Source organism: Streptomyces desertarenae, assembly GCF_042681365.1.
In the GTDB taxonomy this organism is placed as follows: domain Bacteria; phylum Actinomycetota; class Actinomycetes; order Streptomycetales; family Streptomycetaceae; genus Streptomyces; species Streptomyces desertarenae.
This window is the reverse complement of the sequence record NZ_JBHUFU010000018.1, coordinates 78,234-100,207: the sequence shown is the minus strand read 5'-3', so window position 1 is coordinate 100,207 and position 21,974 is coordinate 78,234. Positions and strand designations below refer to the sequence as shown.

Below are 21,974 nucleotides of genomic sequence, written 5' to 3'. Positions count from 1 at the left end.
CCCGGGCCCGGAACCATTGGTTCCGGGCCCGGGGCCCACGGCGCTCGCACCGGATGCCGGGAGGGGAAACAGAGATCGCGCCGGGCCCGGCGGAGCCCAGCGCGATCAACGTTCAGGCCGTGTGGGGGACACCGGCCTGACAAGTGGTGCCGAGTCGGGCGACGGAGGGGATGGGGGTCCCTCTATGCCCTTTTCCTGGGGGTTGTTCAGCCCTCGCTGCGCTGCTGCGGGATACCCGCCAGCAGAGCGCGTACCTCCGCCTCGCGGTAGCGACGGTGCCCGCCGAGCGTGCGGATGGACGTGAGCTTGCCCGCCTTTGCCCAGCGCGTGACCGTCTTGGGGTCCACACGGAACATGGTGGCGACCTCAGCCGGGGTCAGCAGCGGCTCGGCATCAGGGGTGCGAGCGGTCATGAGCGGCCTCCTCGGGAGAACCGAACCATCACGGTTCTTTCCTCTAAATTCTGCACCTTGACCCACGTTGCCCGAAATGGCGGCCGCGGGTCGAGTCGGTTATAGGACGAACGGCTTGTCCTCGGCACTACAACTACACCATCTGTCCAGCCACGTCGGCCAAACCGACGGAATTGCCCTCTCAGGTGTCCAACCTCGACGGAAGCCGATGGACCGTGTCATAACGGACGGTCACACCCTCGTGACGATCGGTTACAACGTGAGCAGACCTTCCCTACCCCCTGGGAAGAAGCGCAATACCGATGGATCCGGCCTTAGTTGGACGGAAGAAGCCCCTTCCAGGCTCCTTGTCCTATTTTGACACGAGAGATGCCCTTGGGGGCAAGACCCGGGTAAGTGCCGTCCGTCACGCTTGCGCCCATCGTCCGGAACGAGCGGATCACGGTGATCCGTCGCACGTCCCCGCCCGCCGCCGGCTCAACTGGCCAGCCCTCGCAGCCGTACCGTCCGCCAGCGCTCGGTCAGCCGCTCGTACACGGTGCTCGCGCGCTCGCCGTCGCCCTCGCGCAGGGCCGCCAGGCCCTCGGCCACGTCGGCCGCGGAGTGGTCGGCGGCGAGCCGGTCCTCGGAAAGGGTATACACCAATCCCCCGTAGTCCAGTTCCACCAGCGAACGCGGGTGGAACTCCTCCAGCCAGCGCCCCACGTCCACCAGTCCGTCGACCAGCGGACTGTCCTCCAACTCCTCGCGCAGCACGCGCAGTCCGCGGGCCACCCGCCGCCGCGCCTGCACCATGGGGGTGCGGTAGCGCAGCACCGGCGACTCCTCCGCACCGCTGCCGGCGCCGCCGCCCGACCCCTTGCCGTACTCGCGCTCCTCGTCCGCGAAGAGCACGAACCACCGGACCGGGACGTGCCAGGTGGCCGTGCGGATCCACGGCCGGGCGTCCGGGTTCCGCTCCCGCCAGCGCTCGTAGTCCGCGAGCGCCTCGCGCCGCACCACGGGAGGCACCGCGGCGTCCAGGACGGGCGCCGGCAGCTCGTCCCCGAGCCCGGCCAGCGCCTGCCAGCCGCGCAGCCGGGTCCGCCACGGGCAGACGCACGGCACCCCGTCCACCTCCGCCACGAAGGCGTCCGCGCTCTCGCGCACCGGCACCACCACCGGCGGCACCGGCACCAGGTCGGCCAGGGAGCGGCGCAGCTCCTCCTGGGCACCGGGCAGGCGGTCGCGGCGCGCGTAGCGGGCCCAGTACGAGCGCTCCGGTTCGGGGAAGGCGGCCAGCGGCTCGTAGACCCGCAGGTAGGAGGCGTACGGGACGGCCGCGGGCGTGGTGGGGGCCAAGGGATCTTCCTCCCGGAGCGGCTCTGGCCAGGGGACGGACAACGGCAGTTCAGTACCTCGATCGTGGCACCGCAACTGCAGGACGGTACTCCCGGGGGCCGCCAGGCCGTACCCTCGTGCCAACCGGCCCGCCCCGCCGTTCGCCCGCCACAAGCGGGAGGATGGCAGGAGGGCACCCTTCCGCGACATACAGGAGTCACCACCGTGACTGACGTACGTCCCGCCGTCAGCGTCGACGGGCACAGCAGCAGCGCAGGCAGCAGCGGTGGAAGCGGGATCCTGCACACCCTCTTCCACTCCGAGCAGGGCGGCCACGAGCAGGTCGTCCTCTGCCAGGACCGCGCCACCGGCCTGAAGGCCGTCATCGCCGTCCACTCCACCGCCCTGGGCCCGGCCCTGGGCGGCACGCGGTTCCACGCGTACGCCTCCGAGAAGGACCCGGAGGAGGCCGCCGTGCGGGACGCGCTCAACCTCGCACGCGGCATGTCGTACAAGAACGCCCTCGCCGGACTGGAGCACGGCGGCGGCAAGGCCGTGATCATCGGCGACCCCGAGCAGCTCAAGAGCGAGGCCCTGCTGGAGGCCTACGGGCGCTTCGTCGCCTCCCTCGGCGGCCGCTACGTCACCGCGTGCGACGTCGGCACCTACGTCCGGGACATGGACGTGGTGGCGCGCACCTGCCGCTGGGTGACCGGCCGCTCACCCGAGAACGGCGGCGCCGGCGACTCCTCGGTCCTCACCTCCTTCGGCGTCTACCAGGGCATGCGCGCCAGCGCGGCGTACCTGTGGGGCGACCCCTCGCTGCGCGGCCGCACGGTGGGCATCGCGGGCGTCGGCAAGGTGGGCCGCCACCTGGTGGAGCACCTCCTGGCGGAGGGCGCCGAGGTCCTGGTCACGGACGTGCGGGCCGAGGCCGTGGAGCAGGTGCGCGCCGCGCACCCGGAGGTGACCGCCGTCGCCGACGCCGACGCGCTGATCCGCACCGCGGGCCTCGACGTCTACGCGCCCTGCGCCCTGGGCGGCGCGCTCGACGACGAGACCGTCCCCGCCCTGACCGCGAAGGTCGTCTGCGGCGCGGCCAACAACCAGCTGGCCCACCCCGGCGTCGAGAAGGACCTCGCCGAGCGGGGCGTCCTGTATGCCCCCGACTACGTGGTGAACTCCGGCGGCGTGATCCAGGTGGCGGACGAGCTGCACGGCTTCGACTTCGCACGCGCGAAGGCAAAGGCCGAGAAGATCTACGACACCACGCTGGCGATCTTCGAGCGCGCCGCCTCGGACGGGGTCCCGCCGGCGGTGGCCGCGGACCGCATCGCCGAGCAGCGGATGGCCGACGCGCGGCGGTCCGCCGCCACGGCCTGAGCACCCGGGTGCGACCGGGCGGGGAGCGGCGGGCCGGCTCCCCGCCCGGTCGCGCTCGGTGACGGACGGCAGGGGAGACATCCCTCACCACCCCTGGGCGGGTGACCGGGCGGACAGAAGGTAAAATCGCCACTGACCAGCGAAGAAATGGTCGCCGGGGAGTGCGGGCACCGGCCGTGTCGGCGGGCGGCGTACCGTAGGACCACGGAAGCAGGTACCGTTGAAGCTCCACGGACGGTCTCTCGGTCGCATCGGGGGTCCGCTCCGCATCGTGAACGCGTGTCAAGACTCTGGGGCCGTTGGGTCCCGTCGTTGAGGGGGTCGAGCCATGGGGCGCGGCCGGGCCAAGGCCAAGCAGACAAAGGTCGCCCGCCAGCTGAAGTACAACAGCGGTGGGACTGATCTTGCACGCCTGGCTGAGGAGCTGGGCGCATCGACGTCGAGTCAGCCGCCGAACGGCGAGCGGTTCGAGGACGATGAGCTGGACGACCCGTACGCACGGTACGCGGATCTGTACAACGACGACGACGAGGACGCGGAGGGCGACGACCACTCGGTCGACTCCCGCGGGTCCTCCTCGCCGTCGAACCGACGCCGCGCCTGACGCCGTCGTCCGCTGAGCACACAGGTTTCACAGCCATACCGACCACCACCCGGTCCGGCCGACAGCCGGACCGGGTTCTGGTGCTCCCCGGTCCCGGCCGCCGGCCTCCCCGGTCTCAGAGTGCGTAGTCCCCGGTGAGGGCCACCGCCTCGGTGCGGTCGCCGCGCTCGGTGACCTCGCCCGCCACCCAGGCGTCCACGCCGCGCTCGCCCAGCAGGGCCAGCGCCGCGTCGACCGACTCCGGCGGGACGACGGCGACCATGCCCACGCCCATGTTCAGCGTCCTCTCCAGCTCGGCCCGCTCCACCCGGCCGAGCTCGCCGGTGGTGCGGAAGACCGCGCCCGGGCTCCAGGTGGAGCGGTCCACGGTGGCGTGCAGCCCGTCGGGCACCACCCGGGCGAGGTTGCCGGCCAGCCCGCCGCCGGTGATGTGCGAGAAGGCGTGCACCTCGGTCCGGCGGGCCAGGGCCAGGCAGTCCAGCGAGTAGATCCTGGTGGGCTCCAGCAGCTCCTCGCCCAGCGTGCGCCCGAACTCCGCCACGTGCCGCTCCAGCGGCCAGCCCGCCCGCTCCAGCAGGACGTGCCGCACCAGCGAGTAGCCGTTGGAGTGCAGACCGGAGGAGGCCATCGCCACCACCACGTCGCCCGCGCGGACGCGGTCCGCGCCCAGGACCGCGTCGGCCTCGACGACACCGGTGCCCGCGCCCGCCACGTCGTACTCGTCCGGGCCCAGCAGCCCCGGGTGCTCGGCCGTCTCCCCGCCGACCAGCGCGCAGCCGGCCAGCACACAGCCCTCGGCGATGCCCTTGACGATCGCCGAGACCCGCTCGGGGACGACCTTGCCCACGCAGATGTAGTCGGTCATGAACAGCGGCTCGGCGCCGCAGACGACCAGGTCGTCCACGACCATCGCCACCAGGTCGTGGCCGATCGTGTCGTGGACGTCCATCTTCTGCGCCACGGCGACCTTGGTGCCCACGCCGTCGGTGGCCGAGGCCAGCAGCGGGCGCTCGTAGCGCTTGAGCGCGGAGGCGTCGAAGAGGCCGGCGAAACCGCCCAGCGAGCCGATGCTCTCGGGGCGCCGGGCCTTCTTCACCCACTCCTTCATCAGCTCGACGGCGCGGTCGCCCGCCTCGATGTCCACTCCGGCCGCTGCGTAGCTGGCGCCCGGGCCGGACGGGACGGGATTGGTGGAGGTCATGGGTCTTCCTCTGGGAGGGACGGGGCTCACGTGGCCGGTCGGCTTGTCACGGGCCGCCGGCGCGTCGGCGGGCCGGCGGGGCGGTGCGCCGCGTTCTCGCGGCTGTGTGCGGCGGCTCGGCTGGCTCGGCGGCTCCGTGCGGGCTCTCTTCGGGCTTCCGGGTCCGGGCCCCTCGGTTCTCCGGCGGCCCTCAGGGCCGGCGCAGCGCGTCGGCCGCGCCGGCGCCGCCGATCAGGGTCCGCACGCCGTCGGGGTCGGCGCTGGAGGTCTGGGCCGTCTCGGTCTCCAGCAGGTGCTTGCCCAGCAGCTCCGGGTCGGGCAGCTCCATCGGGTACTCCCCGTCGAAGCAGGCCCGGCACAGGTTCGGCTTGGCGATGGTGGTGGCCTCGACCATCCCCTCCAGCGAGATGTACGCCAGGGAGTCCGCCCCCAGCGAGGTGCCGATCTCGTCCACCGACAGCCCGTTGGCGATCAGCTCGGCCCGGGTGGCGAAGTCGATGCCGAAGAAGCACGGCCACTTGATGGGCGGAGAGCTGATCCGCACGTGCACCTCGGCCGCGCCCGCCTCGCGCAGCATCCGCACCAGGGCGCGCTGGGTGTTGCCGCGGACGATCGAGTCGTCCACGACCACCAGGCGCTTGCCGCGGATGACCTCCTTGAGCGGGTTCAGCTTGAGGCGGATGCCGAGCTGGCGGATGGTCTGCGAGGGCTGGATGAACGTCCGGCCCACGTAGGAGTTCTTCACCAGCCCGCTGCCGTACGGGATGCCGCTGGCCTCGGCGTAGCCGACCGCGGCGGGGGTGCCGGACTCCGGGGTCGCTATGACCAGGTCGGCCTCGGCCGGGGCCTCGGCGGCCAGGCGGCGGCCCATCTCCACGCGGGAGAGGTAGACGTTGCGGCCGGCGATGTCGGTGTCGGGGCGGGCGAGGTAGACGTACTCGAAGACGCAGCCCTTCGGCTTCGCTTCCGCGAACCGCTGGGAGCGCAGCCCGTCCTCGTCGACGGCGACCATCTCACCGGGCTCGATCTCCCGGATGAAGGAGGCACCGACGATGTCGAGGGCCGCGGTCTCGGAGGCCACCACCCAGCCGCGCTCCAGGCGGCCCAGCACCAGCGGGCGTATGCCCTGCGGGTCGCGGGCGGCGTAGAGGGTGTGCTCGTCCATGAAGACCAGGCTGAAGGCGCCCTTGACCCTCGGCAGGATCCGGGCGGCCGCCTGCTCGACGGGGAGCGGCCGGCCCTCGTCGTCCGCCTGGCCCGCCAGCAGGGCGGTGACCAGGTCGGTGTCGTTGGTGGCGGCCACCTGGGTGGCCCGGCCGCCCGTGCTGGGCAGGGCCGCGACCATCTCGGCCAGCTCGACGGTGTTGACCAGGTTGCCGTTGTGGCCCAGCGCGATCGAGCCCCGGGCGGTGGCCCGGAAGGTGGGCTGCGCGTTCTCCCACACCGAGGCGCCGGTCGTCGAGTAGCGCGCGTGGCCGACCGCGATGTGGCCCTTGAGGGAGCCCAGGGAGGACTCGTCGAAGACCTGGGAGACCAGGCCCATGTCCTTGAAGACGAGGATCTGCGAGCCGTTGCTCACCGCGATGCCCGCGGACTCCTGTCCTCGGTGCTGCAGCGCGTACAGCCCGAAATAGGTGAGCTTGGCGACCTCTTCGCCCGGAGCCCAGACACCGAAGACGCCGCAGGCGTCCTGGGGGCCCTTCTCTCCGGGGAGCAGGTCGTGGTTGAGTCGTCCGTCACCACGTGGCACGCCTTCGAGTCTAGGACAGGTCGCCCGGTGCTCAGAACCCGGGATCGGGCCGGACCGGCGCCGGTCTGGCTCCCCCACCTGGGGCGTCAGCCCAGTACGGGGAGGTGTTCGCGCAGATCCGCGCGTTCGCCGCTCGCTGTGAGATGCGCCGCATCCAGCTCCTGCGCCCAGCTCGTGCGGCCGGTGGCGAGGCGGATCCAGGTGAGCGGATCGGTCTCCACGACGTTGGGCGGGGTGCCGCGGGTGTGCCGGGGCCCCGCCACGCACTGGACGACCGCGAAGGGCGGGATCCGCACCTCCACCGCGCCGCCGGGCGCCTGGGCGGCCAGGACGTCGGCCAGCAGCCGCACGGTGGCCGCCAGGGCCTGCCGGTTCGGCGGGACGCGCACGCCGGTGGCGCGGGTGAGGTCGTCGCTGTGGACGACCAGCTCCACCAGGCGGGTCACCGTGAAGTCCAGGGCGCGCATGGCGCCGAAGCCGTGCGGCAGCAGCACGTCGGGGCGGACGGCCTCCTCCAGCACCGGCTCCAGCTGCTCGACGGCCTCGTCCACGGCCCGCGCGGCGCTGTCGTACGCCTGGGCGTGCTTCCGGGTCGCCTCGTCCAGCTCGTGGGCGGCCCCGGCGGTGGAGACCGCCCAGGTGCTCAGGTCCACCTCCGGGACGCCGGCGCGGGGCGGGGGCTCGGCCAGCAGCCGGGGCAGCGCCTCGATCTGGCCGGCGATGTGGACGACCAGGTGGTGCACGTCCCAGCCGGGCAGTCCGGAGGGCCGGGCGGTCTGCTCGGGGGTGAGCCCGTGCACGGCGTTGCGTACGGACTCCACCTGGCCGATGAGCCCGGCCCGCACCACGGCCGGGTCGTACGTCCTGGGCTTGCGCTTCACCGGAGGCATGGCGTCAGAGTAGAACGCCGCGTGACCGCAGCAGGAGGTTACCCGCCGGTCGGGCGGCCGCGGGGATCACCTCCCCTCCCGGTAGTCCTCCTTCGAGGGCAGGACGGCGTCCGTGCAGCCGCGCCGCTCGGCGACGTCCTCGACGTAGGCGCGGAAGACCGGCTCCAGGTGGCGGCCGACGGCCTCGGCGTACGGGTAGGCGGCGGTGAGGACGTGGACGGCGGGCTGCCCGTCGCACACGGAGGTGGCCCACCAGGCGTTCGCGCCGTCGTCGAACCCGCCCCGGCCCGGTATGGCCGCCCGCTCGTCGTCGACGGGGTCGGTGGAGACGTGGTCGGCGGCGTCCCCGAAGAAGCTCTCGGCACTGAGCCACCAGCTGCGCCGCCCCCCGTCGGACTCGTGGAACCGCCGGTAGGCGGGGTCCTCCAGGTGCCGCTTGCGCGCCGCGCTCCTGGCCTCGCCGCTGACGTTCAGCAGGCAGCGCTCCCGCCACACCAGCTCGTCGGCGCGGCTCTCCAGCACCCGGTCCGGCAGCCAGCCGGAGGAGCCGGCCGGCCCGGTGTGCAGGCCGGCCTCGCCGTACCAGGCGCAGGTGCCCTCCGCGTCGTCCGGGTCGATCGGCTCGGTGTTCAGCGCCGGTATGCCGTCCGGCGGCTCGGGGAGGCGGTCCGGGCAGCCGATCTCCTCGCCGAGGTTGTTGGCGGTGGCGACCGCGATGTCCGCCAGCCGGTCGCGGTCGGCCTGGGTGAGCTGGCCGTTCTCCCGGAAGGCTCCCGTCTGCAGGACGGCCGAGGCCCGTATCCCGAGGATCTCCTCGCCCCGGTGCTCGACGCCGGGGCAGGGCAGCCGGACGACGACGCCGCTGTCGCCGGCGTACCCGGGGACGCCGCCGCCGATCGGCTGGTGGACGACCGGGATGGCGACGTACGGGTTGGAGGGGTTCAGCGCGTCCTGGAAGCTGTCGTCGGCCGGTTCGGACCGCGCACCGGTGGGCTCGGTGGCCACCTGGGCGCTGAAGAACAGCCGCTTCCCCTTCCGGCCCGCCTTCTCGGCGGCCTCCTCGCTGCGGAAGGAGCACCGCTGGGGCAGCGGGTCGGCCGGCCGGATCTCCTCGTCGGCCGCCACCTCCCCGCCCCCGCCGGACAGGGCCAGCACCTCGCCCGCCGGGACCAGGCCCGCGCAGGCCGCGTCCACGGTGTGCCGGCGGTCCCACCACTCCCACAGCGTCCAGCCGCCGAACCCGATGGCGAAGACGGCCACGGTGCACGTCAGCCGGTTGAACGCCCTCTGCCGCCGTTCCCGATCCATCGCTTCGCCCCCCCGGTCCCGTGACGGCCCGGCACCCGTCCGGCGGTGAACCTACCAGCGCCGTACGACGGCACCGCGCCCCGGGGTCCGGAGGGGACGCCGGGGCGCGGTGGGAGAGCCGGCCGTCAGCCGAAGAGGGCCGGGAGGACCGCCTCGTGGGCCTCGCGCAGCTCGGCCAGGGGGATGGTGAACTGCCCCTGGACGTCGATGGTGTCGCCGTCGACCACGCCGATGCGGGCGGCGGGCAGGCCGCGGACGCCGCACATGTCGGTGAAGCGCAGTTCCTCGCTGCGGGGGACCGCGACGATCGCGCGGCCGGCCGACTCGGAGAACAGGAACACGAACGGGTCGAGGTCGTCGGGGACGACCAGGCGGGCGCCGTGGCCGCCCTTGAGGCAGGACTCGGTCAGGGCCTGGATCAGTCCGCCGTCGCTGAGGTCGTGGGCGGCGTCGATCATGCCGTCGCGGGAGGCGGAGACGAGGATCTGGGCGAGCAGCCGCTCCCGTTCCAGGTCCACCGCCGGCGGCAGGCCGCCCAGGTGGTCGTGGATCACCTGGGACCAGGCCGAGCCGCCCAGCTCCTCCCGGGTCTCGCCCAGGAGGTAGATCAGCTGGCCCTCTTCGGAGAACGCCATCGGGGTGCGGCGGGTGACGTCGTCGATGACGCCGAGCACGCCGACCACCGGGGTGGGGTGGATGGCGGTGTCGCCGGTCTGGTTGTAGAGGGAGACGTTGCCGCCGGTCACCGGGGTGCCCAGGGTCTGGCAGGCGTCGGCCAGGCCGCGGCAGGCCTCGGCGAACTGCCACATCGCCCCGGGGTCCTCCGGCGAGCCGAAGTTGAGGCAGTCGGTGACGGCCAGCGGCTTGGCGCCGGTGGCGGCGACGTTGCGGTAGGCCTCGGCCAGGGCGAGCTGGGCGCCGGTGTAGGGGTCGAGCTTGGCGTAGCGGCCGTTGCCGTCGGTGGCGACCGCGACGCCCAGGCCGGTCTCCTCGTCGATGCGGATCATGCCGGAGTCCTCGGGCTGGGCCAGGACGGTGTTGCCCAGCACGTACCGGTCGTACTGGTCGGTGATCCACTTCTTGGACGCCTGGTTGGGGGAGCCGACCAGGCGCAGGACCTGCTCGCGCAGCTCCGCACCGTCCTTGGGGCGGGGCAGGGCGCCGGCGTCGTCGGCCTGGAGGGCGTCCTGCCACGCGGGGCGGGCGTAGGGGCGGTGGTAGACCGGGCCCTCGTGGGCGACGGTGCGCGGGGGCACGTCCACGATCTGCTCGCCGTGCCAGTAGATCTCCAGCCGGTCGCCGTCGGTGACCTCGCCGATGACGGTGGCGATGACGTCCCACTTCTCGCAGATGGCGAGGAAGCGGTCGACCTTGTCCGGCTCGACGATGGCGCACATGCGCTCCTGCGACTCGCTCATGAGGATCTCCTCGGGCGAGAGCGAGGCGTCGCGCAGCGGGACGGTGTCCAGCTCCACGCGCATGCCACCGGAGCCGGCGCTGGCCAGCTCCGAGGTGGCGCACGACAGGCCGGCCCCGCCCAGGTCCTGGATGCCGACGACCAGGTCCTCGGCGAAGACCTCCAGGGTGCACTCGATGAGGAGCTTCTCCTGGAAGGGGTCGCCGACCTGGACGGCCGGACGCTTGGCCGGACCGGTCTCGTCGAAGGTCTCCGAGGCCAGCACCGACACTCCGCCGATGCCGTCGCCACCGGTGCGGGCGCCGTAGAGGATGACCTTGTTGCCGGTGCCCGACGCCTTGGCCAGATGGATGTCCTCGTGCCGCATCACGCCCACGCACAAGGCGTTGACCAGCGGGTTGCCCTGGTAGCAGGGGTCGAAGACGACCTCGCCGCCGATGTTGGGCAGGCCCAGGCAGTTGCCGTAGCCGCCGATGCCGGCGACGACGCCGGGCAGCACGCGGCGGGTGTCGGGGTGGTCGGCGGCGCCGAAGCGCAGCGGGTCCATGACGGCGACCGGGCGGGCGCCCATGGCGAGGATGTCGCGGACGATGCCCCCGATGCCGGTGGCCGCGCCCTGGTAGGGCTCGATGTAGGACGGGTGGTTGTGCGACTCCACCTTGAAGGTGACCGCGTACCCCTGGCCGACGTCCACCACCCCGGCGTTCTCGCCGATCCCCACCAGCAGCGCGTCGGAGGCCGGCGCCTTCTCCCCGAACTGCCGCAGGTGCACCTTGCTGGACTTGTAGGAGCAGTGCTCGGACCACATCACCGAGTACATGGCCAGCTCCGCCCCCGTCGGACGGCGGCCCAGGATCTCGCGGATCCGGTCGTACTCGTCCCGCTTCAGGCCGAGCTCCGCCCAGGGCTGCTCGACGTCCGGGGTGTCCTTCGCGTGCTTGACGGTGTCGAGAGTCATCAGGTGGTGACCAGCTTCTTGAGGACCGAGGTGAAGAATCCCAGGCCGTCGGTGGTGGGCCCGGTCAGGGCCTCGACGGCGTGCTCGGGGTGCGGCATGAGGCCGACGACGTTGCCGGCCTCGTTGCAGATGCCGGCGATGTCGCGGCGGGAGCCGTTGGGGTTGAGCCCCAGGTAGCGGAAGACGACCCGGCCGGTCGCCTCCAGCTCGTCCAGGGTGCGCTCGTCGGCGACGTAGCCGCCCTCGCCGTTCTTCAGCGGGACGGTGATCTCCTGGCCCTCGGCGTAGTCGCCGGTCCAGGCGGTGCCGGCGTTCTCCACCCGCAGCCTCTGGTCGCGGCAGACGAAGTGCAGGTGGTCGTTGCGGGTGAGCGCGCCGGGCAGCAGGTGGGACTCGCACAGCACCTGGAAGCCGTTGCAGATGCCGAGCACCGGCAGGCCCGCGCGGGCCTGGTCGACGATCGTCTCCATCACCGGCGAGAAGCGGGCGATGGCCCCGCAGCGCAGGTAGTCGCCGTAGGAGAAGCCGCCGGGCAGGACCACGGCGTCCACCTGCTTCAGGTCCCTGTCGCGGTGCCACAGCGCCACCGGTTCGCCGCCGGCCAGACCGATCGCGCGCCGGGCGTCGACGTCGTCCAGGGAGCCGGGGAAGGTGACGACTCCGATCCGGGTCGTCATGCGGTGGTCACCCCTTCGGCGCCCTCGGCCGCCTCGACGCGGACGGTGAAGTCCTCGATCACGGTGTTGGCCAGGAACTTCCCGGCGAGTTCGTGAACGCGGGCGAGGGCGGCGGCGTCGACCGGCCCCTCCACCTCGAGTTCGAAGCGCTTGCCCTGGCGGACCTCGGAGATGCCCTCGTAGCCCAGCCGGGGCAGCGCACGCTGAACCGCCTGGCCCTGGGGATCGAGGATCTCCGGCTTGAGCATGACGTCGACTACGACGCGAGCCACAGGTACTCCCGGTGGGTGTTGGTGCTGGAGGCTGCGGCTTCAGCCTACCGGGCGAAAAATTCTACTCGCGTAGATATGAGTGGCCCCGGTCACGTTCAGGTATCGGAGCCGAGAAAAATCCGGAGAAGTGATGCGGGAATCGGAGAGAAAAAAGTAAAGTCCGGTCCGCGGCACGACGCATGGGTGAGAATTCTGGTGCCTCGCCGAACAATGCCTGCCGCTGTACAAAGGAAAAGGCATTGAAACCGATCGCCCGGAACATCGGACAACGGCTCGTCAGATGACGTTTCCGCGGTGTTCCCGACCGCGATCCTCCCGAAAGGACCGACATCCGTGGCACAACGCGTGGTGGTCACACTCTCCGACGACATCGACGGCGGGGAAGCATCGGAGACGGTCGCCTTCGGCCTCGACGGCAAGTCGTACGAGATCGACCTCAGCAGTGAGAACGCGGAGAAACTCCGCACGAGCCTCGCCCCCTACGTGCAGGCCGGCCGCAAGCGGGCCCGCTCGGGGAAGACGTTCGAGCGGACCTCCGTCGCGCCGGACCCCTCCGCGGTGCGGGCGTGGGCCAGGTCCCACGGCTTCGAGGTGCCGCCGCGCGGGCGCATCCCGAAGAAGGTCTACGAGGCCTTCAACGAGGCCCAGTGAGGGCACCGTTGGGCCCGCCGCGGTCCCGACTTGCCAGCGACCCCGGGTGATCGGCTAGAGTCTGGAGCACACCGCCGGGGGCGGCCGGAAACGGCCGGAACCCGGGTGGTCGCGCGGGTGTAGCTCAGTAGTAGAGCGCCCTCTTTCCAAGAGGGAGGCGCAGTGTGCGATTCCTGTCACCCGCTCCACTCGCTCCACCGGTCCTCCGGGATCGGGTAGAGTGAAGGCGCGCCGACCGGTGGAAGCCGGAAGGTTGCACGCGGACGTAGCTCAGTTGGTAGAGCGCAACCTTGCCAAGGTTGAGGTCGCGAGTTCGAGCCTCGTCGTCCGCTCGGGAAAGGCCCCGGTCCTGTGGGACCGGGGCCTTCGTCGTGCGTTCCCCCGCCTGTCCGCGGGCGGCGGGGGGGTTCTGACATTTGTCACACACGCTCGTGACAGCCCGCACTGCTCCGCCGCTCCGCCCGGCACCATGCTGGGTCCATGGACATCGGGGAGCAGGTCATCGAGGTGAGCGGGCTGCGGCGGCGCTACGGCCCGGCCAGGGGAAGCGGCGGTTTCGAGGCCGTGAGGGGCGTCACGTTCTCCGTGGCGCGCGGCGAGGTCTTCGCGCTGCTGGGCACGAACGGGGCCGGCAAGACCTCCACCGTCGAGTTGCTGGAGGGGTTGGCCGAGCCCAGCGGCGGCCGGGTGCGCGTCTTCGGGCGCGACCCCTACCGCGAACGGGCCCTGGTGCGGCCCCGGATCGGCGTGATGCTCCAGGAGGGCGGCTTCCCGTCCGACCTGACCGTCGCCGAGACCGCCCGCATGTGGATCGACTGCACCAGCAGGGCGCACGGCGGCGTCGCGGAGACCCTGGAGACGGTCGGACTGGCCCGGCGCGCGGACGTGCGCGTCAAGCAGCTCTCCGGCGGCGAGCGGCGGCGGCTGGACCTGGCCATGGCGCTGCTCGGGCGCCCCGAGGTGCTCTTCCTGGACGAGCCGACCACCGGCCTGGACGCCGAGGGGCGGCGGGAGACCTGGCGGCTGGTGCGCGAACTGCGCGCGGGCGGCACGACGGTGCTGCTGACCACCCACTACCTGGAGGAGGCCGAGGAGTTGGCCGACCGGCTCGCGATCATGCGGGCGGGCCGGGTCGTCGTCTCCGGCACCCCCGCCGAGGTCACCGCCGCACGCCCGTCCCGGATCCGCTTCACGCTCCCCGAGGGAGTGGCTCCGGCCCGGCTCCCGCTGTCGGTGCCCGCGGCCGTCCACGGGCGGCACGTGGAGGTGCGCACCGAGCGGATGCAGGAGGCGCTGACCGAACTGCTGCTGTGGGCGCGGCGGGAGGAGGTGGCGCTGGAGGGGCTGGACGCCCGCTCGGCGTCCCTGGAGGAGGCCTTCCTGGAGATCGCCCACGGGGGCGGCGCGGAGGAGGACCCGGACGGCGCGGACGGCACGGACGGCCCCGGCGGAACGGCACGGCTGACGGAGGCGGGAGCACGATGAGCACGACCCACACGGCGGACGGCGCGGCGGCGGGCGGCACCGCGGACGGCGCGGCGGCGGCCTGGCGGCGGGTGCGGGCACTGGCCCGGGCCGAGCTGACCCTGCTGGTGCGCAACCGCACCGCCCTGTTCACCGCCCTGCTGATGCCGTTCCTCATGGTGTTCTTCATGCGGTCCTCGGTCGGCGAGATGAACCTGGGGGACACCGGCCTGAGCGTGACGGGCCTGGTGATGACCAGCGGCATCGCCATGGTGCTGATCTTCGTCGTCTACACGAACCTCATCCCCACCTACGTCGCCCGCCGCGAGGAGCTGGTGCTCAAGCGGCTGCGCACCGGCGAGGTGCGCGACTGGGAGATCCTGGCCGGCACCGCGCTGCCCGCGGTCGTCCTGGCCGTGGCCCAGTGCGCGCTGCTGGTCGCCGCGGGCGCCACGCTGCTGGACGTGGCGCCGCCCGAGCGGATCGACCTGCTGCTGGCGGGCGTGCTGCTGGGCGTCGTCCTGATGGCGCTGACCGCCGCCGTGACGGCCGTGATCACCCGCACCGCCGAGAGCGCCCAGATCACCGCGCTGCCGCTGCTGCTGGTCTCCTTCGTCGGCTCGGGGGTGTTCGTGCCGCTGGAGGTCATGCCGGACGGGCTGGCCGACGTGCTGCGGATCCTGCCGATGACCCCGGTGGTCGACCTGGTGCGCTACGGCTGGCTCGGCGGCGGCGGGTCCGGCGACGTGCTGCGCGCCCTGGCGGTCGCGGTGGTCTGGGTGGCCGCCTCGGTGTTTGCTGTACGGCGGTGGTTCCGCTGGGAACCGCGCCGCTGAGCGGCAGGCCGCCGCAGGAGCAGCCGGGGAGGCGGCCGGAGGGGCGTCCGGTGGTGCCGGACGCCGCGTCCGGCACCGCCCCGGAGGAAGGAGTGGGCGTGGCCGTGGCCGTCGGGAGCGGTGCGCTGGGCTGGCTGAGGAGGTTCCGGAGGGCCAGCGGGCCGGACCGGTTCCACCAGTACACCCGCGGCACCCTCTACAGCTTCGCCGTCTCCGAGGCCGCCCTGCTGGGGTTCTGGGTGGTGGCCGGGAGCGGGGACGACGACATCCGGCTCATCGCCCCGCTGGCGGTGCTCTACGCCGCCGTCTGCGCCTGCCACCTGAGGCTGGTCCGGGACGGCCTGCGGTACTACCTGGGCACCGCCGGGCGGCCGGACGGCCCGGCCGTGGCGTACGCGGCCCTCGCGGTCGGCGGGGTCGCCGCCCTCCACGCCGGGATCGGGACCGGGCTGCTGGGGCCGGGCGCGGCGGCACCCGCCACCTGGCTGCTGATGTTCTTCCCCGGCCCGCTGGTCCTGGTGCTCTCCGTCCGGCGGGCCACCGCGCTGGGAGCGGTGGTGCTCGCCGGCTCGGTGCTCTCCGCGGCGGCGGCCGGGGTGTCCCCGCAGCACCTGGGCTTCCAGACGGGCGCCGCCTTCGGCGGCATGGCCGTGTTCGGGGCCTCCTACCGCTGCTCCGGCTGGACGATGCGGGTGGTCAACGAGCTGGAGGAGGCCCGCGAGGCCCAGGCCCGGCTGGCGGTGGCCGAGGAGCGGCTGCGGTTCAGCCGGGACCTCCACGACGTCCTGGGCCGCAACCTGTCGGTGATCGCGCTCAAGAGCGAGCTGGCCGTGCAGCTCGCGCAGCGCGGCTCCCCCTCCGCGGTGGACCAGATGACCGAGGTCCAGCGGATCGCGCGGGAGTCCCAGCGCGAGATGCGGGAGGTGGTGCGCGGCTACCGGGAGACGGACCTGCACACCGAACTGGTCGGCGCGCGCGGGGTGCTGCGGGCGGCCGGGATCGACTGCCGGATCGAGGACAGCGGCAGCGGCGGGCTGACCGGCCCGCTCCACTCGGCCCTGGGCTGGGTGGTCCGCGAGGGGACCACCAACGTGCTGCGGCACGCCGACGCGCGGCGGTGCGCGGTGCGGCTGCGGGTGGCCGGACCGGGGGGCGCCCCGGGCGGGGGCGCGGTCGCCGAACTGGTCATGGAGAACGACGGCGCGCACCCGCCGGGGGCCACCGCGGGGGGCGGCTCCGGACTGGCCGGGCTCCGCGAGCGCCTGGCGGAGCTGGGCGGCACGCTGACCGGTGAGCGCGGCGCGGACGGCACCTTCCGGCTGGCGGCCCGGGTGCCCCTGCGGCCGGCGGCGGGCGGCGGGACCGGACGGACCGGAGGGACCGGAGGGGACGAGGGAGGAAGGGGAGCGGAGCGGTGACCGACCACGACGGGGCCGCCCCGGGGGGCGTCCGCCCCGTGCGGGTGCTGCTGGCCGACGACGAGCACCTGATCCGGGGCGCCCTGGCGGCGCTGCTGGCCCTGGAGGACGACCTGCTGGTGGTCGCCGAGGCCGCCTCCGGCCCGGAGGCGCTGGCGATGGCCGTGGCCCACCGGCCCGACGTCGCCGTGCTGGACCTCCAGATGCCCGGCAAGGACGGTGTGACGGTCGCCACGGAGCTGCGGACCGCGCTCCCCGGCTGCCGGATCATGATCGTCACCGGGCACGGCCGGCCGGGGCACCTGAAGCGGGCCCTGGCGGCGGGCGTGCGGGGTTTCGTCCCCAAGACCGTCTCGGCGCAGCGGCTGGCCGAGATCATCCGCACCGTGCACGCCGGGAACCGCTACGTGGACCCGGAGTTGGCGGCCGACGCGATCAGCGCCGGCGACTCCCCGCTGACCGCGCGCGAGGCCGAGCTGCTGGAGCTGGCGGCGGACGGGGCGCCGATCGCGGAGATCGCGGAGCGGGCCGCGCTGGCCCCGGGGACGGTCCGCAACTACCTCTCGTCGGCCGCCGCGAAGCTGTCCGCGGAGAACCGTCACGCGGCCGTGCGCATCGCGCGCGAGCGGGGTTGGCTATAGTGGTCAGCGCACCGAACGGAGCACGCCCCCGGCGGGGGTGGGCGACGTTCCGCGCGCGGACGTAGCTCAGTTGGTAGAGCGCAACCTTGCCAAGGTTGAGGTCGCGAGTTCGAGCCTCGTCGTCCGCTCGGGAAAGGCCCCGGTCCTGTGGGACCGGGGCCTTCGTCGTGCCGGCTCCGCCGCGCCGGCCCGCGCGCCCGGCCCCTCCCGGGCCGGAGGGGCCGGGCCGGGCGGGCGTCAGCTCCAGCGGGCGCCGGTCAGCATCTCGTACGCCTCGATGTACCGGGCGCGGGTGCGCTCCACCACCTCGGCGGGCAGCTCCGGCGGCGGCTGCTCGCCGCCGCGGTCCCAGCCGGAGGCCGGGGAGGTCAGCCAGTCGCGGACGATCTGCTTGTCGAAGGAGTCCTGGGGACGGCCCGGCTCCCACCGGTCGGCGGGCCAGAAGCGCGAGGAGTCGGGGGTGAGGACCTCGTCGGCGAGCACCAGCCGCTCCGCGCCGTCCTCCTCCGCCTCCCATCCGAACTCGAACTTGGTGTCGGCCAGGATGATCCCGCGCTCCCGGGCGATGTCCCGGCCGCGGGAGTAGACGGCCAGGGTGAGCTGGCGCAGCGCGGCGGCGGTGTCGGCGCCGACCCGGCGGGCGATCTCCTCGTAGGGGACGTTCTCGTCGTGCTCGCCGACCTCCGCCTTGGTGGCGGGCGTGAAGATCGGGGCGGGCAGTTCGGAGCCGTCCACCAGGCCCTCGGGCAGGGCGAGCCCGCACACGGTGCGGGACTCCCGGTACTCGGCCAGGCCCGAGCCGGTGAGGTAGCCGCGGGCCACGCACTCGACCGGGAGCATCCGCAGGGAGCGGCAGACGATCGTGCGGCCCTCCCAGTCGGCCGGGGCGCCGGGCGGCAGCTCGGTGGAGAGCACGTGGTTGGGGACCAGGTCGGCGAGCTGGTCGAACCACCACAGGGAGAGCTGGGTCAGGACGCGGCCCTTGTCGGGGATCGCGGTCGGCAGCACCCAGTCGTAGGCGGAGAGGCGGTCGCTGGCGACCATGACCAGGTCGCCCGCCTCGTTCCGGTACAGGTCCCGCACCTTGCCCGTGTGCACGTGTACCAGGCCCGGCACCTGCGGGGGTTCGGGCTTTTCGACGAATCCGGTCACGGCTCCTCCTGTGGCTTGGTCCAGGACTCCCGATTCTCCCGCACCGTCCCGTTCCCCACCGGTCGGGGTCGGACGGTCGGGTGGGGCCGGGCCCACGCGAACGGCCCCGCCGGCCGGGCGGCCTCAGGGGTGCTTGCAGATGCGGTCCAGGAGGTTGGCCGTGGCCCGCTGGATGCGGGGGTCGGTGTGGCCGGGGCGGTCCAGGGCCGGGGACCAGGCGAAGGTGCCGGAGGCGAAGACCAGCGCGCCGCTGGGCGCCCGGTACAGGGAGGTCTCCTGGTGCCGGCGGGCTCCGGAGGCGTCCTCGTAGGGCGAGTGGGCGAGCAGCACGCGGTCGGTGTGCAGCGGCAGCGGGGCGCGCGGGAAGTAGCGGTCGGCCTCGCCCGCGACCATGCCGGGCAGCTCGTCGCCCTCGGCCGCCCCGGTGGACTCCCACAGCCAGTGGTGGGCGTTCCGCACCACCAGCGGGTGCGGCCGGGGCACCTGCCCGGCGTACTGGACGCCCAGCACCTGCTGCTCGTGCTCGCCCTGGTCGCGCCAGCGCAGCGAGCGGCCGGGACCGCGCCGCTTGCGGCAGTGCAGCAGCCGGTCGGGGGCGCCGGAGGGCGAGGGGCCCAACTCCACCTGCCAGTACATGGTGTTGGCGGAGAGGAAGACCAGCGAGGTGCCGCTGTCGCGGGCCTTCTCCACGGACCGCCGCATCGGCACCGACCAGTACTCGTCGTGCCCGGCGAAGACCAGGCCCCGGTAGCGGGAGGGGTCGACGCGGCCCGCGTGCAGGTCGCGGGTGTCGGCGTAGGCCAGGTCGTAGCCGTAGCGCTCGGCCCAGCGGATGAAGTCGTAGGCGTGGCCCACGTGCAGGGGCAGGCCCGCGCCCGCGTAGGGGCGGTCGAAGGAGACGGTGGCGGCCGCGTCCTCCTCCCCCAGCAGCCGGCCCCGCTCGTCCCAGGCGTGGTAGAGGCTGGCGCCGGTGCGGCCGTCCTCGGGGAAGAGGTTGTACGCCTGCCAGGTGACGTCCGGCAGCACCAGCAGCAGGTCGCCGGGGCGCTCGTCGCGGACGGTGAAGGGGATGTGGGAGCGGTGGCCGTCGGCGGTGGTCAGCACGGCGACGTGGGCGCCGGTGCTCCAGTAGTCCGGCACCTGGAGCCGCCAGGAGAGCCACCAGTGGTGGCAGGAGACGGTGCGGCCGACGGCGAGCGGGGCGGGCTGGACGATGCCGGAGAGCCGGGGGCTGGTGGTGATCTTGGTGGCGCCCTCGCCGCCGTAGTGGCCGATGCGGTAGACGTCCACGCCGAAGGGCTGGGGCGGGTTGACGGTGATCCGGAAGTCGATGGACTGCCCGGGGGAGACGGCGCTCTCGGAGGTGAACCCCTTGATCTGGCAGTGCACGTCGTCGGACGCGCGCGGGCCGCCCGCGGCGCGGGGCGGGGTCCGGCCGTCGCCGAGGCTGCTGTGGTCCAGGTACCAGGGGACGACGTGCCCGGTGCCGTCGAAGTAGTGCTCGTCGCACCGCAGCCAGGGCAGGGGCCCCTGCCCGAACGGGTCGGTGACCGCGTGTGCGAGGGCTCCCGACTCCCAGCGGCGGATCTGCTCCGTGCCCACTGCGTCTCCCCTCCCTGCTCGCGCTCCGCTCCGGTCGTGTCAGAGACCAGCACATCACATAACGCGAAGGTCCGGTCACCCCTTGTTGCCAAATGACCGGAGTCGGCAGCGTGTTCGCCGGAACCGGGGCGTGTGCGGCGGGAGCCGCGGGCACGCGAGGCCGCGGGCTGCGCGGGTCCGGTCCGAAAGGGGCGGACCGTACGCGGGGGATCCCGTCAGACCAGGCGTATGGGCTTGTCGGGCCGCACGCCCACGGCCGCCAGCCAGTCGCGCAGGGGCCGGGGGTCGGCCTCCTCGGCCAGGGCGAGGACCGGCCGGGCCAGATCCGCCCGGCGCTCGCCGTCCACGAACAGGGCGGGGCCGTCCAGCCAGTCCAGCCCGGGGGACGCGCCCGCGGTGTCCACGGCCGCGCAGCACACGGCGGCCGTGATGTGCTCGGCCAGCAGCTCCCGGCCGCCGCGCGGCGGCTGCAGCGGGAAACCGCCCGGCGGCAGGAGTCCGCCGTCGCCCCCGGGCGGGGGCGCGGACGGCGCCGGGCCGCGCGCGGCCTCCTCGCGGGCGGCCTCCTCGCGGGCGAGCCGGGCCGCCAGGGCCTCGGTGCCGCCGGCCGCCTCCCCCGCGCCCGCCAGCCGGTCGATCAGCTCGGCCAGGGTGGGGGTCTCGGTGGCGCACAGCGCCTCGAAGAGCCGGGCGGCCTCCGAGCGCCAGATGCGGTCCACGACCTCCTCCGGGTACTGGGCCCAGTCCACCGGCATCCAGTCGGGGCCCGGCTCGGCCGGACCGCCGTGGAAGAGGCGGGCCGCCAGCAGGGAGATCCGGCGGTCCACCTCGCCGGGCTCCTCCAGCAGGTCGCAGGCGGGGCGCTCGCCGAGCCGGCTGGCGAAGCCCTCGGCCAGCCGGTCGCGCCGGGACAGCTCGGTGAGGGCGGAGACCACGCCCGCGTCCAGCCGGGCGGGCCAGCGGCCCGTGCGCCAGGCGGGGAGGGCCACCCTGGTCAGCAGCCGGTCCCAGCCGGCGTACGCCAGGCCCACCTGCTCCTGGGCCACCACCCGCAGCCCGTAGTCGACCGTCTGGGCCCGGGTCGCGGCCGCGGCCGCGACCATGCGCTCCATCTCGGCGGCGTGCGCGGCCCCGGCGCGCAGCAGCAACCGCGCCACCCAGCCGACGACGTCGTACGCCAGCCTCCGGGGGGCCGGTCCCCCGGCCGCGGCGGCGACCGCGGCGGCCGCGTCCAGGCCGCGCACGAAGCGCCGCGCGGCGGCGATGTCGGGGTGCGCGGAGGGGCCGGTGCCCGCGACGACCGGGGCGAGCAGCGCCCTCAGCTCGGCCACCCGCATCCACCACAGGAAGGGGGAGCCGATGACGAGCACGGGGGCGCCGGGGCCGTCCGTCCCGCCGCCGGTCCGGGCGGTCCCCGCGGGTCCGCCGGACCTCCGGGGCTCCCCGGACCGGAGGGTCCGCGGGGACCGGAGGAGGCCCGCGAGCCGCCCCGGTCCGCCGCGGCGGGCCCGCGTGCCGTGCGTCCGGTCCTCCAGCCAGCTGTCGCAGTCGGGCGTGAGGGCTATGGCCGAGGGGGCCGGCACGTCCATCCGGTCGGCGAGGTCGCGTATCAGCCGGTACAGGTCGGGGGCGGCCTCCTCCTCGATCTGCACCGTGGGACTGACCGCCGGACGGGCCCGGGCGACCACGGCCGCCACCCCCGCCGCCGCGGCGAGCACCACCGCGGCGACGGCGAGGACCGTCCAGCGCAGGGCGTCCCAGCCGTCGCCGAGCCGGCCGGCGGCCTCGCCGGCGACCAGGACGACGGCCACGGCGGCGGGCAGCAGGGCCGCGCCCAGCGCGGTGCCGCGCACCCGGAGGACCGCCAGCGCGTGGTCACGCGCCGAACGTGCCCCCGCATCCGTCACTGCCACGGGTTCGCTCACCCCCTTGCCGGTCCCCCGCGTACGTCACTCCCTCACTGTGGCACCGTCGAACGACATCGCAATGTGCGGTGGGCCACTTGCCGGAGCCATCC

19 protein-coding genes and 3 tRNA genes are annotated in these 21,974 nt (G+C 73.9%); 10 read left to right on the top strand and 12 right to left on the bottom strand.

All coding sequences use genetic code 11. The features are described 5' to 3' along the window. Positions 1-206: 206 nt before the first annotated feature. Together bldC and ACFSJS_RS24225 are read right to left on the bottom strand one after the other, a co-directional pair. Complete coding sequence (bldC, locus tag ACFSJS_RS24230) at positions 207-413, bottom strand: developmental transcriptional regulator BldC (protein ID WP_020869672.1); 207 nt, start codon at positions 411-413, stop codon at positions 207-209. 477 nt (positions 414-890) lie between these two features. Further along, positions 891-1,754, bottom strand: a complete 864-nt coding sequence (locus tag ACFSJS_RS24225; RefSeq protein ID WP_380903914.1) for a DUF8083 family protein — start codon at positions 1,752-1,754, stop codon at positions 891-893. Between the two features lie 204 nt (positions 1,755-1,958). Here ACFSJS_RS24225 and ACFSJS_RS24220 point away from each other — a divergent pair, with 204 nt between their 5' ends. Next, positions 1,959-3,116 (top strand): Leu/Phe/Val dehydrogenase, encoded by a 1,158-nt coding sequence (locus ACFSJS_RS24220; protein ID WP_380903912.1) that lies wholly within the window; start codon positions 1,959-1,961, stop codon positions 3,114-3,116. 328 nt (positions 3,117-3,444) lie between these two features. Continuing rightward, on the top strand, positions 3,445-3,720 hold the full coding sequence (locus ACFSJS_RS24215) for a DUF3073 domain-containing protein (RefSeq protein ID WP_380903910.1): 276 nt from the start codon (positions 3,445-3,447) through the stop codon (positions 3,718-3,720). Positions 3,721-3,835: 115 nt separating this feature from the next. Here ACFSJS_RS24215 and purM read toward each other — a convergent pair whose 3' ends face one another. The 7 genes from purM to purS all read right to left on the bottom strand — a co-directional run bounded on the left by purM (position 3,836) and on the right by purS (position 12,193). Next, positions 3,836-4,921: a phosphoribosylformylglycinamidine cyclo-ligase gene (purM, locus tag ACFSJS_RS24210; RefSeq protein WP_380903908.1), complete on the bottom strand. Its 1,086-nt coding sequence runs from the start codon at positions 4,919-4,921 to the stop codon at positions 3,836-3,838. Positions 4,922-5,111: 190 nt separating this feature from the next. Then, the gene (gene purF / locus ACFSJS_RS24205; RefSeq protein ID WP_380903906.1) at positions 5,112-6,671 is read right to left on the bottom strand and encodes an amidophosphoribosyltransferase; all 1,560 of its coding nucleotides are present in this window, start codon (positions 6,669-6,671) and stop codon (positions 5,112-5,114) included. Positions 6,672-6,757: 86 nt separating this feature from the next. Further along, positions 6,758-7,561 carry a maleylpyruvate isomerase family mycothiol-dependent enzyme gene (locus tag ACFSJS_RS24200; protein WP_380903904.1) on the bottom strand — a complete coding sequence of 268 codons (804 nt, stop codon included), beginning with the start codon at positions 7,559-7,561 and terminating at the stop codon, positions 6,758-6,760. A 66-nt stretch (positions 7,562-7,627) separates the two neighbouring features. Then, the gene (locus tag ACFSJS_RS24195; RefSeq protein WP_380903902.1) at positions 7,628-8,869 is read right to left on the bottom strand and encodes a hypothetical protein; all 1,242 of its coding nucleotides are present in this window, start codon (positions 8,867-8,869) and stop codon (positions 7,628-7,630) included. 125 nt (positions 8,870-8,994) lie between these two features. Beyond that, a complete protein-coding gene (purL, locus tag ACFSJS_RS24190) occupies positions 8,995-11,244 on the bottom strand; it encodes a phosphoribosylformylglycinamidine synthase subunit PurL (RefSeq protein ID WP_380903900.1) in 2,250 nt (749 codons plus the stop codon). Next, positions 11,244-11,921, bottom strand: coding sequence for a phosphoribosylformylglycinamidine synthase subunit PurQ (purQ, locus tag ACFSJS_RS24185; RefSeq protein ID WP_380903898.1), 678 nt, complete (start codon positions 11,919-11,921; stop codon positions 11,244-11,246). The genes purL and purQ overlap by 1 nt, the downstream gene beginning before the upstream one ends. Further along, the gene (gene purS, locus ACFSJS_RS24180; RefSeq protein WP_380903896.1) at positions 11,918-12,193 is read right to left on the bottom strand and encodes a phosphoribosylformylglycinamidine synthase subunit PurS; all 276 of its coding nucleotides are present in this window, start codon (positions 12,191-12,193) and stop codon (positions 11,918-11,920) included. Before purS ends, purQ begins: the two co-directional genes overlap by 4 nt. A gap of 333 nt (positions 12,194-12,526) precedes the next feature. On the opposite strand from purS, the gene ACFSJS_RS24175 reads away from it, so the two are divergent. From ACFSJS_RS24175 to ACFSJS_RS24140, 8 genes are all read left to right on the top strand, one after another. Next, positions 12,527-12,844: a histone-like nucleoid-structuring protein Lsr2 gene (locus ACFSJS_RS24175; protein WP_380903894.1), complete on the top strand. Its 318-nt coding sequence runs from the start codon at positions 12,527-12,529 to the stop codon at positions 12,842-12,844. A 113-nt stretch (positions 12,845-12,957) separates the two neighbouring features. Further along, positions 12,958-13,032 (top strand) — tRNA-Gly (locus ACFSJS_RS24170). Positions 13,033-13,103: 71 nt separating this feature from the next. Continuing rightward, positions 13,104-13,176 (top strand) — tRNA-Gly (locus ACFSJS_RS24165). Between the two features lie 148 nt (positions 13,177-13,324). Further along, the gene (locus tag ACFSJS_RS24160; protein WP_380903892.1) at positions 13,325-14,329 is read left to right on the top strand and encodes an ABC transporter ATP-binding protein; all 1,005 of its coding nucleotides are present in this window, start codon (positions 13,325-13,327) and stop codon (positions 14,327-14,329) included. Further along, positions 14,326-15,144: an ABC transporter permease gene (locus ACFSJS_RS24155; protein ID WP_380903890.1), complete on the top strand. Its 819-nt coding sequence runs from the start codon at positions 14,326-14,328 to the stop codon at positions 15,142-15,144. Before ACFSJS_RS24160 ends, ACFSJS_RS24155 begins: the two co-directional genes overlap by 4 nt. A gap of 98 nt (positions 15,145-15,242) precedes the next feature. Next, positions 15,243-16,562, top strand: coding sequence for a sensor histidine kinase (locus tag ACFSJS_RS24150; protein ID WP_380903888.1), 1,320 nt, complete (start codon positions 15,243-15,245; stop codon positions 16,560-16,562). Beyond that, on the top strand, positions 16,559-17,203 hold the full coding sequence (locus tag ACFSJS_RS24145) for a response regulator (RefSeq protein WP_380903886.1): 645 nt from the start codon (positions 16,559-16,561) through the stop codon (positions 17,201-17,203). Before ACFSJS_RS24150 ends, ACFSJS_RS24145 begins: the two co-directional genes overlap by 4 nt. A 55-nt stretch (positions 17,204-17,258) precedes the next feature. Beyond that, a tRNA-Gly gene (locus ACFSJS_RS24140) sits at positions 17,259-17,331 on the top strand. A gap of 109 nt (positions 17,332-17,440) precedes the next feature. On the opposite strand, the gene ACFSJS_RS24135 is transcribed toward ACFSJS_RS24140, so the two are convergent. The 3 genes from ACFSJS_RS24135 to ACFSJS_RS24125 all read right to left on the bottom strand — a co-directional run bounded on the left by ACFSJS_RS24135 (position 17,441) and on the right by ACFSJS_RS24125 (position 21,870). After that, entirely contained in the window at positions 17,441-18,355 is a 915-nt protein-coding gene (locus tag ACFSJS_RS24135; protein ID WP_380903884.1) for a phosphoribosylaminoimidazolesuccinocarboxamide synthase, read from the bottom strand. A 123-nt stretch (positions 18,356-18,478) separates the two neighbouring features. Further along, entirely contained in the window at positions 18,479-19,957 is a 1,479-nt protein-coding gene (locus ACFSJS_RS24130) for a N,N-dimethylformamidase beta subunit family domain-containing protein (protein WP_380903882.1), read from the bottom strand. A 215-nt stretch (positions 19,958-20,172) separates the two neighbouring features. Continuing rightward, positions 20,173-21,870, bottom strand: coding sequence for a hypothetical protein (locus ACFSJS_RS24125; RefSeq protein WP_380903880.1), 1,698 nt, complete (start codon positions 21,868-21,870; stop codon positions 20,173-20,175). Positions 21,871-21,974: the final 104 nt, after the last annotated feature.